At 69.0% G+C, this 15,377-nt stretch carries 14 protein-coding genes; 4 read left to right on the top strand and 10 right to left on the bottom strand.

All coding sequences use genetic code 11. The features are described 5' to 3' along the window. Positions 1-6 precede the first annotated feature (6 nt). The 9 genes from E1B00_RS11505 to E1B00_RS11465 all read right to left on the bottom strand — a co-directional run bounded on the left by E1B00_RS11505 (position 7) and on the right by E1B00_RS11465 (position 8,224). On the bottom strand, positions 7-699 hold the full coding sequence (locus E1B00_RS11505; protein ID WP_139448863.1) for an ABC transporter ATP-binding protein: 693 nt from the start codon (positions 697-699) through the stop codon (positions 7-9). Between the two features lie 34 nt (positions 700-733). Beyond that, on the bottom strand, positions 734-1,972 hold the full coding sequence (locus tag E1B00_RS11500; protein WP_139448861.1) for an efflux RND transporter periplasmic adaptor subunit: 1,239 nt from the start codon (positions 1,970-1,972) through the stop codon (positions 734-736). 188 nt (positions 1,973-2,160) lie between these two features. Beyond that, on the bottom strand, positions 2,161-3,552 hold the full coding sequence (locus E1B00_RS11495; RefSeq protein ID WP_139448859.1) for a leucyl aminopeptidase family protein: 1,392 nt from the start codon (positions 3,550-3,552) through the stop codon (positions 2,161-2,163). Then, positions 3,549-4,256 carry an HAD family hydrolase gene (locus tag E1B00_RS11490; protein WP_139448857.1) on the bottom strand — a complete coding sequence of 236 codons (708 nt, stop codon included), beginning with the start codon at positions 4,254-4,256 and terminating at the stop codon, positions 3,549-3,551. Before E1B00_RS11490 ends, E1B00_RS11495 begins: the two co-directional genes overlap by 4 nt. 57 nt (positions 4,257-4,313) lie before the next feature. After that, positions 4,314-5,477 carry an AI-2E family transporter gene (locus tag E1B00_RS11485; protein WP_139448855.1) on the bottom strand — a complete coding sequence of 388 codons (1,164 nt, stop codon included), beginning with the start codon at positions 5,475-5,477 and terminating at the stop codon, positions 4,314-4,316. Further along, on the bottom strand, positions 5,464-5,919 hold the full coding sequence (locus E1B00_RS11480; RefSeq protein ID WP_139448853.1) for a hypothetical protein: 456 nt from the start codon (positions 5,917-5,919) through the stop codon (positions 5,464-5,466). Before E1B00_RS11480 ends, E1B00_RS11485 begins: the two co-directional genes overlap by 14 nt. Then, positions 5,916-6,377: a hypothetical protein gene (locus E1B00_RS11475; protein WP_139448851.1), complete on the bottom strand. Its 462-nt coding sequence runs from the start codon at positions 6,375-6,377 to the stop codon at positions 5,916-5,918. Before E1B00_RS11475 ends, E1B00_RS11480 begins: the two co-directional genes overlap by 4 nt. Before the next feature lie 9 nt (positions 6,378-6,386). Next, positions 6,387-6,701 carry a hypothetical protein gene (locus E1B00_RS11470; protein ID WP_139448850.1) on the bottom strand — a complete coding sequence of 105 codons (315 nt, stop codon included), beginning with the start codon at positions 6,699-6,701 and terminating at the stop codon, positions 6,387-6,389. A gap of 65 nt (positions 6,702-6,766) precedes the next feature. Next, positions 6,767-8,224, bottom strand: a complete 1,458-nt coding sequence (locus E1B00_RS11465) for a Do family serine endopeptidase (protein ID WP_139448848.1) — start codon at positions 8,222-8,224, stop codon at positions 6,767-6,769. Positions 8,225-8,728: 504 nt separating this feature from the next. Here E1B00_RS11465 and E1B00_RS11460 point away from each other — a divergent pair. From E1B00_RS11460 to E1B00_RS11445, 4 genes are all read left to right on the top strand, one after another. Further along, positions 8,729-10,879, top strand: coding sequence for an adenosylcobalamin-dependent ribonucleoside-diphosphate reductase (locus tag E1B00_RS11460; RefSeq protein ID WP_139448846.1), 2,151 nt, complete (start codon positions 8,729-8,731; stop codon positions 10,877-10,879). Positions 10,880-10,966: 87 nt separating this feature from the next. After that, positions 10,967-11,494 (top strand): histidine biosynthesis protein HisIE, encoded by a 528-nt coding sequence (locus tag E1B00_RS11455; RefSeq protein WP_139448844.1) that lies wholly within the window; start codon positions 10,967-10,969, stop codon positions 11,492-11,494. A gap of 101 nt (positions 11,495-11,595) precedes the next feature. Then, positions 11,596-12,378, top strand: a complete 783-nt coding sequence (locus E1B00_RS11450; RefSeq protein WP_139448842.1) for a TSCPD domain-containing protein — start codon at positions 11,596-11,598, stop codon at positions 12,376-12,378. Positions 12,379-12,814: 436 nt separating this feature from the next. Next, on the top strand, positions 12,815-14,197 hold the full coding sequence (locus tag E1B00_RS11445; protein WP_139448840.1) for a hypothetical protein: 1,383 nt from the start codon (positions 12,815-12,817) through the stop codon (positions 14,195-14,197). Positions 14,198-14,650: 453 nt separating this feature from the next. Here the strand turns inward: E1B00_RS11445 and E1B00_RS11440 are convergent, their stop codons facing one another. Beyond that, positions 14,651-15,328 carry a hypothetical protein gene (locus E1B00_RS11440; protein WP_176693222.1) on the bottom strand — a complete coding sequence of 226 codons (678 nt, stop codon included), beginning with the start codon at positions 15,326-15,328 and terminating at the stop codon, positions 14,651-14,653. Positions 15,329-15,377 lie beyond the last annotated feature (49 nt).

Below are 15,377 nucleotides of genomic sequence, written 5' to 3'. Positions count from 1 at the left end.
GCGTCCTCAGTGCGCCGCGACGGTGTCGACGAGCAGGCCCTTGTCGAGGTGCACCGTGTGCGTGGCGTATTCGGCGGCCTTCGGGTCGTGCGTGACCATCACGATCGTCTTGCCGTGCTCGCGGTTGAGCACCTGCAGCAGGGTCAGGATCTCGTCGGCGGTCTTGCGGTCCAGGTCGCCGGTCGGTTCGTCGCAGATCAGCAGGGTCGGGTCGGTGACCAGGGCGCGGGCGATCGCCACGCGCTGCTCCTGGCCGCCGGAGAGTTCACTGGGCTTGTGGCCGCCGCGGTCGCCCAGGCCCACCAGCTGCAGCGCCACCTGGGCCCGCTTGGCGCGTTCGGCGCCGCTCATGGACGCCAGCAGCAGCGGCAGCTCGACGTTCTTCTGCGCGGTCAGCACCGGCAGCAGGTTGTAGAACTGGAACACGAAGCCGACGTGATGCGCGCGCCAGGCGGCCAGTTCGCCGCCCGACATCTGGTCGATGCGGCGGCCTTCGACCGACACCGAGCCGGAGGTCGGGGTGTCCAGCCCGCCGATCAGGTTCAGCAGCGTCGTCTTGCCCGAACCCGACGGCCCCATCAGCGCGACGAAGTCGCCCTTGGGGATGTCGAGGTCGATGCCGTGCAGCACTTCGACGGTCTGCTTGCCGCGGGTGTAGTGCTTGGTGAGCGCTCGGATCTGGACCAGGGACTCGGACATGGCGTGCCTCGTGGGGTTCGCGTGGAAGGGGAGTTCAGGGCGTGACGGCGACCTTGCCGCCGTCGGCGAGTTCGGCGGGCGGCGCCAGCACCACCTGTTCGCCGACCGCCAGGCCGCGCAGGATGCGGCGCTGGCCGTCGCGGGTGTCGCCGGCTTCGATCTCGCGCAGGCTGGCGCGGCCGTCGCGCACCACGTAGGCGACGGTCTTGCCCTCGCGCTGCACCACCGCCTCGCTCGGAACGGTGACGCCGGTGATCGCCGGGGCGTTGGCCTCGGCCGGCTTGGCTTCCTCCAGGAAGGACACGCGCACGCCCATGTCGGGCACCACGCGCTCGTCCTTTTCCTTGAAGGCGATGCGCACCTTCACCGTGGCCTTGCTGCGGTCGGCGGTGGGCACGATGGCGATCACCTCGGCCGGGATGCGCCAGTCGGGATAGGCGTTGAGCACGGCCTCGACCTTCTGCTTGGGCTTCACGCGGCCGATGAAGGCCTCGTTGACGTCGACCTGGATCTCCAGCGAGTCCATGTCCACCACCGTGCCGATGCCGGTGCGGGTGAAACCGCCGCCGGCCGACATCGGCGAGATGATCTCGCCCGGCTGCGCGGCCTTGACCGTGATCACGCCGTCGAAGGGCGCGCGCACCACGGTGTTGTCCACGCCGATGTCCGACAGCGCCAGCGCCTCGACCGCGACCTGCAGGTTGCTGCGCGCGCTCTGCAGCTGGGCGGCGAGCGCGTCGCGTTCGGCCTGGGCCTGGTCGAGCATGGCGGTGGCGACGAGCTTGCGCGCGGCCATGTCGCGCATGCGCACCAGGTTCTGGTCGGCGAGCTTGAGCTGGGCGGCGATGCCGGTGACGTTGCTGCGCGCGGCCTCGAGCTGGGCGGCGGACAGGTCGCGCTGGGCGTCGGCGTCGGTAGGCTCCAGGCGCGCGAGCACTTCGCCGGCCTTCACCTTCTGGCCTTCTTCGATCAGCACCTCGAGCACCTTGCCGGTGACCTTGGACGAGACGGTGGCGATGCGGCGGGCGGTGACGTAGCCGGAGGCGTCGAGCACCGAGGTGCCGGCCGAGGCGGTGCCGGCGGCCTCGGGCTGGGCGGCGGCGGTCCTCACCGCCAGCGGCTCCTCGCGCAGCGCCCACCAGGCGCCGGCGGCGACCAGCACGACGGCGGCGACGGCGATCGCCGGCCAGGGGCCGCGGCCGGCCGGACGCGGCGGCGGGGCGGCGCTGCGGTCGATGCGGAGCTGGTTGAGCAGGTCGGGCGAGTTGTTCATGGGCTCGGCGCGGTTTCCGGAAGGCGGCCAGTGTACCCACCGACCCGGTGCGGCCAAGGTGCTGGAAGGCACTTTCTTCAGGCAGTGCGCGCCATCACCCGGCGCGGCTGACGATTGTCATCGAAGCCGCGCCGTCGGCAGGTAATGGATGTGCCGTCGCGCGCCGGAGGCCGGGCCGCGCCCGCGCCTCAGCTGTAGCGGGCCTTGAGCAGGCCCCAGGCCGCGCGCAGGCCCTGGGCTTCGCCGCCGGCGGGTTTGCCCGGGCGGTCGCTGTCGTTCCAGGAATACACGTCCACATGCGCCCAGGGCTGGCTGTCGGGCACGAAACGCTCAAGGTAGACCGCGGCGGTGATGCAGCCGGCCATGCGCGAAGCGCCCGAATTGGCCAGGTCGGCGATGCCCGAGCGCAGGTAGCTCAGGTAGGGGCGCCACAGCGGCATGCGCCACAGCGGGTCGCGGGCGCGTTCGCCGGCGGCCAGATAGTCGGCGGCCAGTTTGTCGTCGTTGGCGAACAGCGCCGGCAGGTCCGGGCCCAGGGCGATGCGCGCGGCGCCGGTGAGCGTGGCGAAATCCAGCAGCAGGCTCGGCTTGCCCTCGGCGGCGTAGGTGAGCGCGTCGCACAGGATCAGGCGGCCTTCGGCGTCGGTGTTGTCCACTTCCACCGACAGGCCCTGGCGCGTGGCCAGCACTTCGCCGGGGCGGAAGGCGTCCGGGCCGATCGCGTTCTCGACCGCCGGCACCAGCAGCTGCAGGCGCACCGGCAGCTTCATCGCCATCACCAGCTGGGCCAGGGCCAGCGCGTGCGCGGCGCCGCCCATGTCCTTCTTCATGTTGCGCATGCCGTCGGCGGGCTTGATGTCCAGGCCGCCGGTGTCGAAACACACGCCTTTGCCGACGATGGCCAGGCGCGGGTGCGATTCGTCGCCCCAGGTGAGCTCGATCAGGCGCGGCGCGCGGTGGCTGGCGCGGCCGACGGCGTGGATGGCCGGGAAGTTCTGCTTGAGCAGGGCTTCGCCGCTGACCACGTCGAGCTTGCCGCCGTAGGCCTGGGCCAGGCGCGTGGCCACGGCCTCGAGTTCGGTCGGGCCCATGTGTTCGGTCGGCGTGTTGACCAGGTCGCGCACCAGGGTGGCGGCCTTGAGCAGGGCGAAGGCTTCCGAGTTTTCGGCGCTGGCGTCGTCGATGACCAGGCGCGCCGGCGCACGCGCGGGCTTGAGGTAGCGGTCGAAGCGGTAGGCGCCCAAGCCCCAGCCGAGCAGGGCCTGGCCCGCTTCCAGCGCCAGCGGCGATTCGGCGGCCAGCCGGTAGCTGCCGGGCGGCAGCATCGATGGCAGGTGGGCCAGGGCCAGGGGATCCTTCGGATCGGACACGCCGGCCAGGAAATACGACGGCTGGCCGTCGGCGCCCGGCACCATCAGCGGTGCGCCGGACTGCCCGGAAAAATCGTGCGCCGCGAGCCAGGCCTGCACGGCCGCCGGCTGCTGGTCCCGCCACGCCGCGTACCCGGCGCGGTCCACCAGCCGCAGCGGCAGCGCCGCAGCGGCGGCATCGGGGCTGGCGAAGCAGGGCGGCAGGCTCATCGGGTCTCCGTGTCGTGGGTGTCCAGCCAGTCGGCCAGGCCGGCAAGCGTAGCGAATTCCAGGTCCGGACGCGGCAGGCCGGCGGGCCAGCGCTCCTTCTTGCGGTTGATCCAGCAGCTGGGCATGCCGGCGCGGCGCGCGCCGACCACGTCCAGCAGCGGGTCGTCGCCGACGTGCAGCACGTCGGCCGGCGCCAGGCCCAGGCGCTCGCAGGTGGCGTGGAAGATCGGCGTGTCGGGTTTGGCCACGCCCAGCTCGCGGGCGCTGACGAAATGCACGAAGTGGGCCTGGATGCCGATGCGCGCCAGGTCGGCATTGCCATTGGTCAGCGCCGCCACCGGCCGGCGCGCGGCCAGGCGTTCCAGCGCCGGCAGCGCGTCGGGGTAGAACTCGACCTGGTTGCGGGTGGCGTAGAAGGCCTCGAACGCCGCATCGGCGTGCGCCGCCTCGTCGCCGCAGTCCTCCAGCGCGCGCAGCAGGGACAAGCGCCGCTGGTGGGTGAAGTCGTGGGCGAACTGCGGGTGCTCGGTGGCGATCTGCTCGCGCAGCCGGCGCATGCGGTGCACCGGGTACTTCTGCGCGGTGCGCGGGCAGTGCTCGCGCAGGAAGGCGTCGAGCGCGAGTTCGGCGCGTTCGATCAGGGGCCAGATCGGCCAGAGGGTGTCGTCGAGGTCGAGGCTCAGGGCCAGGGGCGGTGCTTTCACCGCGGAAGGATACCGCTTTGCGGGGTGAGCCCGGAGTGAGCCGGGCCGGCCCGTCGCCTATTCGAGCAGCCGGGCCCAGCTGCGCAGTCCCTCGACCCGGTCGGCGACGATCTTCAGGCAGACCAGCATCGGCACCGCCACCAGCAGGCCGGCCACGCCCCACAGCCAGCCCCAGAGCATCAGCCACAGGATGATGGCCAGCGGGTTGATGCGCATGGTCCGGCCCAGCACCAGCGGCGTCAGCACATTGCTCTCGACCGCGTGCAGGACCAGGAAACCGGCGGCCGGCATCATCGCAGCGCCGATCGTGTCGAACTGCGACAGCCCGACCAGGGCCAGCAGCAGGGCCATGATCAGCGGGCCGACGAAGGGCGTGAGGTTGAGCGCGGCGGCCAGCACGCCCCACAGCAGCGGGTCCTCGACGCCCAGGTACCACAGCAGTCCGGCGGTGGCGCCGCCCAGGGCGATGCTGGTGGCGCTGATGGTGACCATGTAGCGCGACAGGTCGCTCTGGATCTGCTGCACGATCTCGGCGGTCAGCCGCTTCTGGGCGCGCGTGGGCCGCAGCATCAGCAGCTTGTTGAGCACGTCGTCGCCGTAGACCAGGAAGCTGAAGGTCAGCAGGATCACCGCCAGCAGCGAGCCCAGCACCTTGGGCGTGGCCGACACCAGGTCGTCGCGCGGCGGCCGCACCACCACTTCCTCGGGGCCCGGCTCGGGGTCGCCGGCGAGCTCGTCGAAACCGCTGGCGCGCCGGGCCTCGTACAGCGGCTTCACCATCGCCTGCAGTTTCGGCGCCGCCTCGCGCACCACGAAGGGCACCTTGCGCACCCAGTCGCCGGCCGGGTTGGCGATGAACACGCCGACCGCGCCCAGGGAGCCCAGCAGGCCCGCCACCAGCATCAGCGCCGCCAGGCCGCGCGGCAGCCAGCGCAGCGGCACGCGGTTGATCAGCGGGCTGAGCAGCATCGCGAAGAAGGCCGCCACCACCACCGGCAGGATCAGGCTGGAGGCGAAGTAGCAGGTGTAGAGGATGACGCCCAGCACCAGCACCCACAGCAGGCGCGAGTTCGCGCGCAGCGCGGCCAGGCGCTGGGCGTGGTTGGACAGCGGCAGGCGCGGCGGGTCGTCGTCGCCGGGCAGGGTCACGCGCACGACCGCCGGAGCGGCGGTGGCCGGCGTGGTCGGGGACGCATCGTCGGGGCGTTCAGGCGTCGACACGGGCTTTGGGCCTGCGCTTGCGACGACGACGGGGGCGGGCCGGTGCGGCTTCGTCCGGATTCTCGACAGCGTCCTCCACCGCTTCCTCCACGGCCGCTTCGGCCGCGCCCTGCGCCGCGTCGGCGGCGGTGTCTTCCACCACCTGCTCGGCGGTGGCGGCGGCGGTGATGCCGGCCATCAGGCCCGGCAGCAGCGAGTCGAACAGCATGGAAAATATCGGCCCCGAAAGGAAACGCCCGCTCACTGCAGCCGCCGCACCGCGCGGCGCGGCGATGCCGCTGGCGAAACCCAGGGCCAGGCCCGAGACGACGATGCGGCCCGGCGTGGCGCTGCGGCGGAACTCCGACTTCAGCGTCTCCAGCGACTGCTGCGCGTGCAGGCGTTGGCCCTGGCAGCGCAGCTCCGCGGCTTCGACGGCGGCCTGTTTTTCCGACAGCTTCATGGCGGCGGCTCCGGCGCGGCCGGATCGCGCAGGCCGGCCAGGCCCTGCTTGAGCTGCCGGCGCGTGGCCTCGAAGTCGGCCAGGCGCAGCAGCGCCTTCGCGCGCAGGATGCCGAACCCGCCGATGCCGGCGCTGACCAGCAGGGGTATCGCGATCGCCAGCGGCCAGGGCGCCCCGGCCGAACGCAGCGCGGTCACCACCAGGGCGGTCAGCAGCACGTACATCGTGCCCAGCATCACCGTCGCGACCAGCAGGTAGACCAGGGCATGGATCAGGGCGTCGCGCGCCAGGCCCACCTCGGCGGCGAAGAGCTGGCGCAGCGCGTCGAAGCTGCCGACGTAGGCGCGGGCGGTGGCGCGCGCGGCCGACAGCACGGCCTGGGCATCGTCGCCCAGGCGTCCGGCCTCGCCGGGTGGCTGCGGGTTCGGCGCGTCCTGCGCCGGCTCCTGGCCGCTCATCGGCCCGGCTTACTTGCGCCGGGTGAGAGCGGCGACCAGGTAACCGGCCGCGAAAGCGACGCCGAACGAGGCCAGCGGCTTGCTGCGGATCAGGTCTTCGGCCTGGTTGAGCAGGCCCTTGCCCTGGTCGAGCAGGCCCTGCAGCTTGTCGTCGAGTTCGGCCTTGGCCTCGCGTGCGGCGGCGGCGCTGGCGCCCACCGCGTCGGAAACGCCGGTCTTGAGCGCGTCGCGCGCCTCGCCCAGGCTTTCCTTGGCCGATTCGAGGTGGCTCAGTTCGGGCACCGCGTCCAGCGGCGGGGTCGGCTCGGGCATCGGGCGGGACATGGCGGGGGCTCCTCTGCGGTCCAGTGGCTCACCTTACACCGACGCCGCGGGCGCGGCGCCGGAACTTATTCCATCACCAGGTAACCGAAGCGGCCGCCGCGCGCGACGCTCAGCACCAGGTCCTGCGGCTGGTTGGCCAGCACGCTGCGGAAGGCCGGCAGGTCGGCCACGTTGCGGCGGTTGACCTGGCCGATGCGGTCGCCGGCGCGCAGGCCGTTGCGGGCCGCGCGGCTGCCGGGCTCGACCTTGCTGGCGATCACGCCGATCAGGCCCTGCTGGCGGAAGCGCTCCGGCAGTTCGGTCAGGGTGGCGCCGGCCAGGCGCGGGTCGATCTCGCCGCCGTCCACCTCCTTGGCTTGGGCCTTGAGGGTGGCCGAGACCGCCAGGCGCTGGCCATCGCGCAGCAGCTCCAGCCTCACCTGCTTATCCACCGGCAGCAGGCCCTCGAGGTTGCGCAGGGCCTGGGCGCTGTCGATGCGCTCGCCGTTGGCGGCCACCACGATGTCGCCCGGCCGCACGCCGGCGGCCTCGGCCGGGGAACCGCGGTAGACGCGCGCCACCAGGGCGCCGCGCTGGTTGGCGGGCAGGTCGAGCTGGCGGGCCGCGAACTCGGTGATGTCCTCGCCGTCCAGGCCCAGCGAGCCGCGGCGCACTTCGCCGTAGGCCATCAGTTGGCGCATCACCTCGCGCGCCAGGTTGGCGGGAATGGCGAAGCCCAGGCCGATGTTGCCGGCATTGCTGCCGCGCGGATTGAAGCTGGCGGTGTTGATGCCGACCAGTTCGCCGCGCAGGTTCACCAGGGCGCCGCCGGAGTTGCCGGGATTGATCGAGGCGTCGGTCTGGATGAAGTTCTGGTAGCCCAGGCCCTGCAGGCCGCTGCGGCCGACCGCCGAGACGATGCCGCTGGTGACCGTCTGGCCCAGGCCGAAGGGATTGCCCACCGCCACCACGAAGTCGCCAACCCGCAGCCGCGCGGAGTCGGCCAGGGGCAGGGCGCTGAGGTTCTCGGCCGGGATGCGGATCACGGCCACGTCGGTGTCGGGGTCGGCGCCGACCAGCTCGGCCTCGAAGGTGCGGCCGTCGGCCAGGGTCACCGACACGCCGTCGGCGTTCTCGATGACGTGGTTGTTGGTCAGCACCAGGCCGCGCTCGGCGTCGACGATGACGCCCGAGCCCAGCGACTGCTGCATGCGCTCCTGCGGCATGCCGCCGGGCATGCCGAAAAACTCGGCCAGGGGGTTGCGCACCCGGACCACCTGGCGGGAATACACGTTGACCACGGCCGGGGTGACGTTCTGCAGCATCGGCGCCAGGGACGGGACCGGCGAGCCGGCCATCTCGGCCGGCAGGGCGGCCTGGGCGACCCGGGGCAGGGCCAGGTCGGCGGCGGTGTCCAGGGCGGCCTGGGCCCGGGTCGGGGCGGCGGCCGGGGTGACGGCGACCGGCTGGCTGAGCCAGTGGTGGGCGCCGGCGCCGGCCAGGCCGGCGAGCAGGAGGGCAGTGGCGGCGGTCAGCAGACGCATGGATCGGGCTCCGGAGGCACAGGCCATGAACAAGATGAACGGGATAACAGATGGGAGCCGAACGGCGGCTGGACAAGCCCCGGCCCGGTCCGGCCGGCCGGCCCGAAACTGTGATGACAGTCTGGTTCCACGGGTCGCCTGGCGCCGGGAAAGCAGCCGCCGGAGGTTTCAAGGCAAGTCTGGGAGTGCCGTGGAACATCTTGAAGCCGCTGTGTTTTCAGCGTGTTTCGGGTTGTTGACAGCCCCCCCGCCGAGGGGTAGTTTTGCCTTCCGCTGCCACTACATCTTGTGTCGGGCAGCGGGGGCGGCCCCAAGTCTTGGGGTTGGAGCTTGCACGACGCGACGGCGAGACGGCATGCGGGAAACGGACCGGACAGGGCATCTTCCCAGGGGCAAAACCCCGCGGGCGGGCATCCTTTCCCCCGGAATACCGGCCGGCACGACCCGATAAGAATTCACATAAGGCGCCCTACCGAGGGGTGCCCCGGGAGGAAGAAAGGACTTATGAGCACGGTTCGCCTGGAGGCGGTCAAGAACAACACGGCGCAGGACATCGAGATGCAGCCGGCGTCCTACGACATCTGGGACAAGAAGTACCGCCTGAAAACCAAGAAGGGCGAGCCGGTCGACCCGACCATCGACCACACCTACCAGCGCGTGGCCCGGGCCCTGGCCGAGGCCGAGCCGACCAGCGAGAAGCAGAAGTACTGGTATGAGCGCTTCCTGTGGGCCCTGCGCCGCGGCGCCATTCCCGCCGGCCGCATCACGTCCAATGCCGGCGCGCTCGAGCACAAGCCGGCCACCAGCACGATCAACTGCACCGTGTCGGGCATCATCACCGACTCGATGGACGACATCCTGGGCAAGGTCCACGAAGCGGGCCTGACCCTGAAGGCCGGCTGCGGCATCGGCTACGAGTTCAGCACCCTGCGCCCGCGCGGCGCCTACGTGTCCGGCGCCGGCGCCTACACCAGCGGCCCGCTGAGCTTCATGGATATCTACGACAAGATGTGCTTCACCGTCTCGTCGGCCGGCGGCCGCCGCGGCGCCCAGATGGGTACCTTCGACGTGTCGCACCCGGACGTGAAGGAGTTCATCGGCGCCAAGCGCGAGGACGGGCGCCTGCGCCAGTTCAACCTCTCGCTGCTGGTCACCGACGAGTTCATGCAGGCGGTCGAGAAGGACCAGGACTGGCCGCTGGTGTTCCCGGTGAACATCAAGGAAGCCGACGAAGTCGACACCAAGGACCCCAAGCAGGTGGTCTGGCGCGACTGGCCGCACACCAACAACTACGTGACCCGCGAAGACGGCATGGTGGCCTGCAAGATCTACGGCCACATCCGCGCCCAGCAGCTGTGGAACCGCATCATGGCGTCCACCTACGACTTCGCCGAGCCGGGCTTCATCCTGATCGACCGCGTCAACGAGATGAACAACAACTGGTGGTGCGAGAACATCCGCGCGACCAACCCCTGCGGCGAGCAGCCGCTGCCGCCCTACGGCGCCTGCCTGCTGGGTTCGGTCAACCTGACCAAGTTCGTGCGCGACCCGTTCACCGACAAGGCCTCCTTCGACTGGGAGGAATACAAGGAAGTCGTGCGCGTGTTCACCCGCATGCTCGACAACGTGGTCGAAGTGAACGGCCTGCCGCTGGAGCAGCAGCGCAACGAGATCATGCGCAAGCGCCGCCACGGCATGGGCTTCCTGGGCCTGGGCAGCACCGTGACCATGCTCAAGATGAAATACGGCGAGAAGGAATCGGTCGCGTTCACCGAACAGGTGAGCCGCGAGATGGCCGTCGCCGGTTGGGAGATGGGCCTGAGCCTGGCCAAGGAAAAGGGCCCGGCCCCGATCATGGACGAGGATTTCACCGTCACCGCCGAGATGCTGCGCAAGCGCCCGGAGATGAAGAAGGACGGCTGGAAGGTCGGCCAGATCATCAAGGGCCGCCAGCTGCACGCCCAGTACTCGCGCTACATGCAGCGCGTGGCCACGGTGGCGCCGGAGCTGGTGAAGGAGCTGTCGGAAACCGGCTCGCGCTTCACCCACCACAGCTCGATCGCGCCGACCGGCACGATTTCGCTGAGCCTGGCCAACAACGCCAGCAACGGCATCGAGCCGTCGTTCGCCCACCACTACAGCCGCAACGTGATCCGCGAAGGCAAGAAGTCCAAGGAAAAGGTCGAGGTCTTCAGCTACGAGCTGCTGGCCTACCGCACCCTGGTCAATGCCGAGGCCATGCCGTTCAGCACCGACGAGAAGACCCGCCTGCCGGACTACTTCATCTCGGCCGACGACATCACGCCCAAGGCGCACGTGGACATCCAGGCCGCCAGCCAGAAGTGGGTGGACAGCTCGATCTCCAAGACCGCGAACGTCCCGACGGACTACCCGTACGAGGACTTCAAGGACATCTACATGTACGCCCACAAGCAGGGCCTGAAGGGCTGCACCACCTTCCGCTTCAACCCGGCCGCCTTCCAGGGCGTGCTGGTGAAGGAGACCGACCTGGAGAACACCACCTATCGCTTCGAGCTCGAGGACGGCAGCGTGGTGGAAGTGAAGGGCAACGAGGAAATCGAATACGACGGCGAGCTGCACAGCGCCGCCAACCTGTTCGACGCCCTCAAGGAAGGCTACTACGGCAAGTTCTGACGCCCGGCCCGGCGCGCAAACCGCGCGGGATCGCGCTAGATTGGCCCCGCGGAACATTCCCGCGGTTTTTCTGACGAGGAGAGCGGTATGAGCAACGGCAACGGTGTCACGGCGGCCATTTCCAGTGCCGCTGGAAGCGTCAGCGACAAGGCTTCGGAAATCGGCAGCGCCATCGCCGACCAGGCCAACAAGGTGATGAAGGCGGCGAAGAAGAAGGCCGCCCCGACCATCAAGAAGGCCAAGGCCCAGATCAAGAAGGCCGAGAAGTCCGACACCGGCAAGGCCGTGAAGAAGGCCGTGGCCGGCGCGAAGAAGAAGGCCGCCGCGGCGGTGAAGGCCGTCAAGGCCCGCGTCGGCGGCGCCAAGACCGCCACCAAGAAGGCCGCCAAGAAGGCGACCCGCAAGGTCGCGGCCAAGAAGGCGGCGGTGAAGAAGGTCGCCAAGAAGGCCACCCGCAAGGTCGCCGCCAAGAAGGCCGCGGCGAAGAAGACCGTTCGCAAGGCGACCCGCAAGGTCGCCGCGAAGAAGGCTCCGGCCCGCAAGGCCGCGAAGAAGGTCGCCAGGAAGTCGGCGCCCCGCAAGAAGACCGCCCGAAAGGTTGCCAGGAAGCGCTAAAGCCTGAGGCTGTCCCGATTGTCGTACCCCGTCCCCCCGCCGCTGTGCGGCGGGGGGCTCCGGGCGAACCACCCACCGAATACATAAGCGAAAAGAACCAGATGGCCATCAAGATCAGCAAGAAAATCAAGGGTTACAGCGTGCAGAAGCCCGAGGACAAGGCCAAGGAGGCTGCCGCGCCGGCGCCCGTGGCCGCCGTCGTCGAACTGCCGACTGCCGACATCATCCAGATGCACGAGAAGGTCGAGCGCCCCGAGGTGCTGATCGGCTCCACCTACAAGATCAAGTCGCCGCTGGTCGAACACGCGATGTACGTGACCATCAACGACATCGTGCTCAACCAGGGCACCGAGTACGAGCTGCGCCGTCCGTTCGAGGTGTTCATCAACTCCAAGAACATGGACCACTTCCAGTGGATCGTGGCCCTGACCCGCATCATGAGCGCCGTGTTCCGCAAGGGCGGCGACGTCACCTTCCTGGTGGACGAGATGAAGGCGGTGTTCGACCCGCGCGGCGGCTACTTCAAGGCCGGCGGCGTGTACATGCCGTCGATCGTGGCCGAGATCGGCTCGGTCGTGGAAGAGCACCTCAAGTCCATCGGCATGATCATCGACCCGGAGCTCAGCGAAGCCCAGAAGCAGCTGATCGCCGACAAGCGCGCCGCCTACGAGGCCCGCGCAAAAAAAAAGTCTGACGGCCTGAGCGGCGCCCCCGCAGGTCCCGGCACCGACGGCGCCAGCGCCGACGAGGCGGTGCAGGTCACCGGCGAGGGCGCCTCTTTCCCGCCCAGCGCGACGATGTGCTTCAAGTGCAACACCAAGGCCACCGTGATCATGGATGGCTGCGCGACTTGCCTGAACTGCGGCTACTCGAAGTGCGGTTGAGCGAAAGCGGATGATTGAAAAAAGGGCCCTGTTGGGCCCTTTTTTGGTCACGGCGACGACGTTCGCCACGACGACAATCCGGTAGGCGCGCACCAAACCGCCTGCGACGTCACGACAGCCGCCATCCCCCTCACATTCAGTGGGAAAAGGCCAGCCGCGAAAGCGCCGCACAACTCGAGCATCACCACCACGCCATGGGTGGCCGCCACGCGCGCCAAAATGCTCGGCACAGGCCACAGGTCTACCGACCACGCCACGATGAAGCCTGCAGCTGATCGAGTCGGGCTCGCCGACTGCAAGATTGCCGGCGCCATCTGAGTGGAATGCTCGCACTGACGGCGCAGAGATATGCTTTCATGGTGCGACGGTTGCGCAGCCTTGGGGGTGTCACGTGGATCGAACGGAGTTGGTGCAAATAGGGGCCCTGGCCTGCTTGATGCTGGCCACCTGTTCTGCGCTTGCGTGCACGTCGAGCTGCCCCGACGCTGGATCACGCTCGAGGCCTTGGCAAATCGCCATCGACAGGTTCGACGCTGCGTTGGCGAAGGGCGACAACGCCGCCGCCGACGAGGCTTTCGAAAACGTCATCCGGACGTTCACCGAGGCGCGCATATCAATCCCCGAAAGCGTCTTCGCATACAAGATCCTCGAGCGTGGGGACTGTTCTCCGACTTTGATCGAATCCCTGGATGCTGCGCCGCGAGGCTTCCTGTACGAGGCGCGGTTGGTCTGCCAGGCGGCCCAGCTGGCTGACACGAACGAGCAAGGGGCCTCACAACTGCTGGCGGCGCTGGTGGACGGCCGCACCGGCGCAAGCTACTGGCGTACCGATGTTTTCGACCAGTTCGCGCGGCAGGCCACGCTTAATCGGAAGGCGCTGGACTGGATGCTCGCGAACGACCTCGATGACCGTCGTTTCGAAATCGAGGCAGAAGATGCGTTGATCGCCCAGGTACGCGCCGGTCGGGCGGGCAACGTGGCTGCCTTGCTGTCCTATGGCTACGATCCCAACGCCAAACGGCCGCCTAACGATGTCAGTTCGGGAGCATCGAAACACGAACTCGGCGTGGCGGCCTTTCCGCTCCAGGCCGCCATGCAGTCGATCGCGATCCAGGGCCAACGCGCGCTGGACGTCACACGCGTCCTGATCGACAACGGCGCGGACCCCAATAAGCTGCGATGGGCCCCTGGCCAGCCGGAAATGGCGGGCGCGAGTGATCATATGCGGAGTGAATTCAAGCGCATGATCGAGGAGGCGGCGAGCTCCCGCGATGCGCTGGGCACCGAGTTCGTCGGCTTCGTCGCCGAGTATGTCGCCAACGTGACGGGGCATCGCATGTACGCGCGGTTCATGCTTCGAAACGCGTCGGACGAAACCCTTCGGGTCCCTGCGTGGAAGGACGGCGACGACTATCTGCTTGGCGGCCTCTATCAGGACGCCCATCTTCAGGAGCGCGCGTGGGGCGGGACTGTCTGGAGCGACCCGGTTGTACTCGAGGATGGCGCGTCGCCTGATTCGTTCCTGGAGTTGCCTCCTGGAGGTTCACACGAGGTGCTGTACGAGTGGGCCGATTGGAAACTGCTTCTTCAAGGCAGCCGTAGAGATGCCCGGATCAGATTTCGGGATCGGGACGGAAATGTCCATGTTTCGGAGGCGTTTCGAATCCATGATTCGGCCAATGAGGCCTCAACCCGTTTTCTGAACAGGGAGCGTCGGTGGTATCCCAGGTTTGACTCGGCGGAGACGGGTTCGCTCAGTACAGGACAGGCGTCTGCGCCGAGCTTGCCGGCCATTGCCCAGGCCAACGATGAACCATGACCGCTCCAGATTCGATCCCCTCCGTCGCCGATTGTTCCAGGCCTAGGCAAGCATGGCGTTGCTGGCGGGTGGCTGCAGGCCGACTGCGGAGGAGGGCAACGTGGTGCAGGACGTGACGCGCTTGGCGGGCCTGACTGTGGCCGCCATCGCGCGTCGGGTCAGGAGGTTCTCTGTTTCGCCCTCTTCTACAAGAAGCGCAGCCACCGTTATGCCAGCCAGTCGGTAGAGAAGTGGACCCGCGAGCTGATCGACGCTGCCTTGGCCGAAGGCGGACGCTACTGCCTGCCTTATCGCCTTATCGCCTTATCGCCTGAACGCCACGCGGGAGCCGTTCCAGCGCGCCTATCCGGAAGCGGCCCGCTTCGCCGACATCAAACGCCGGCGGGATCCAAGCAACCGCCTGCGCAATGCCCTGTGGGGCAACGGCCTGGCCTGATGGCCGCGCATTCGCCTTCAGTTTTTCCCCAAGAAGGTCGCGTGACGCCATGAAACGATGCCGGTCGTCACGTACCAAAATGCCTGCGCCAAAACCACTGCCGCCATGCCCGTCACATCGAGCTCGAATGCGCTGAAGGCAAACGTGGCGCACAAGCCCAGCATCACCACCACGCCATAGGTGGCCGCCACGCGCGCCAATACGCCCGGCCCACGCCACAGATCGATCGACCACGCCACGATCCCGCCCGACAGCGCAAACACCCCAAACCCCGCCAGCGTCTGGTTGAGCGACCAGGCCAGCGGCATCACGCGCGCCGCGTCGCGCAACGCGTCGGGGCCGCCCTGCAGCGCACTGCTGGCGTAGTGGTCGATGGCGAAGCCATTGATCAGGGCGGCGCCGATCATGGCGATCGCGCCCAGGCCGTAGAGCTTTTCGGCGATGCGCGCGAGGGCGGTGCCGCGCCACGCCGTCCATTCGGCCAGGGCCAGCCAGAGCGCAATCACGCACACGATCATGCCGCCGTGCACGGGCCGGCTCAGCGCGCCGATGCGCACCAGGTCGGCCACCCACAGTTCCTTGCTCATGCCGTGCGCGGTGGGGTGGTGCGACATCGCCAGCAGGGACAGCGCGCTGGCGCCGATCAGGGTGCCGCCGACCAGGCGGCGGGCGAGCGGGGAGGGCGGGGTGGGCATCGGTGGTCTCCGGACAGGGTGCGCCCATGCTGGCGGCCGGCGCGCGCCG

Source organism: Arenimonas terrae (assembly GCF_006265115.1).
Taxonomy (GTDB): Bacteria; Pseudomonadota; Gammaproteobacteria; order Xanthomonadales; family Xanthomonadaceae; genus Arenimonas; species Arenimonas terrae.
This window is presented reverse-complemented; position numbering and strand designations above follow the sequence as displayed.

Bases quoted from the DNA above. Each gene is read 5' to 3' on its own strand.
- E1B00_RS11475 (WP_139448851.1), bottom strand. From the start codon at position 6,377: ATGAGCGGCCAGGAGCCGGCGCAGGACGCGCCGAACCCGCAGCCACCC.
- E1B00_RS11460 (WP_139448846.1), top strand. From the start codon at position 8,729: ATGAGCACGGTTCGCCTGGAGGCGGTCAAGAACAACACGGCGCAGGAC.
- E1B00_RS11465 (WP_139448848.1), bottom strand. From the start codon at position 8,224: ATGCGTCTGCTGACCGCCGCCACTGCCCTCCTGCTCGCCGGCCTGGCC.
- E1B00_RS11445 (WP_139448840.1), top strand. From the start codon at position 12,815: ATGCTGGCCACCTGTTCTGCGCTTGCGTGCACGTCGAGCTGCCCCGAC.
- E1B00_RS11470 (WP_139448850.1), bottom strand. From the start codon at position 6,701: ATGTCCCGCCCGATGCCCGAGCCGACCCCGCCGCTGGACGCGGTGCCC.
- E1B00_RS11450 (WP_139448842.1), top strand. From the start codon at position 11,596: ATGGCCATCAAGATCAGCAAGAAAATCAAGGGTTACAGCGTGCAGAAG.
- E1B00_RS11480 (WP_139448853.1), bottom strand. From the start codon at position 5,919: ATGAAGCTGTCGGAAAAACAGGCCGCCGTCGAAGCCGCGGAGCTGCGC.
- E1B00_RS11500 (WP_139448861.1), bottom strand. From the start codon at position 1,972: ATGAACAACTCGCCCGACCTGCTCAACCAGCTCCGCATCGACCGCAGC.
- E1B00_RS11495 (WP_139448859.1), bottom strand. From the start codon at position 3,552: ATGAGCCTGCCGCCCTGCTTCGCCAGCCCCGATGCCGCCGCTGCGGCG.
- E1B00_RS11440 (WP_176693222.1), bottom strand. From the start codon at position 15,328: ATGCCCACCCCGCCCTCCCCGCTCGCCCGCCGCCTGGTCGGCGGCACC.
- E1B00_RS11455 (WP_139448844.1), top strand. From the start codon at position 10,967: ATGAGCAACGGCAACGGTGTCACGGCGGCCATTTCCAGTGCCGCTGGA.
- E1B00_RS11505 (WP_139448863.1), bottom strand. From the start codon at position 699: ATGTCCGAGTCCCTGGTCCAGATCCGAGCGCTCACCAAGCACTACACC.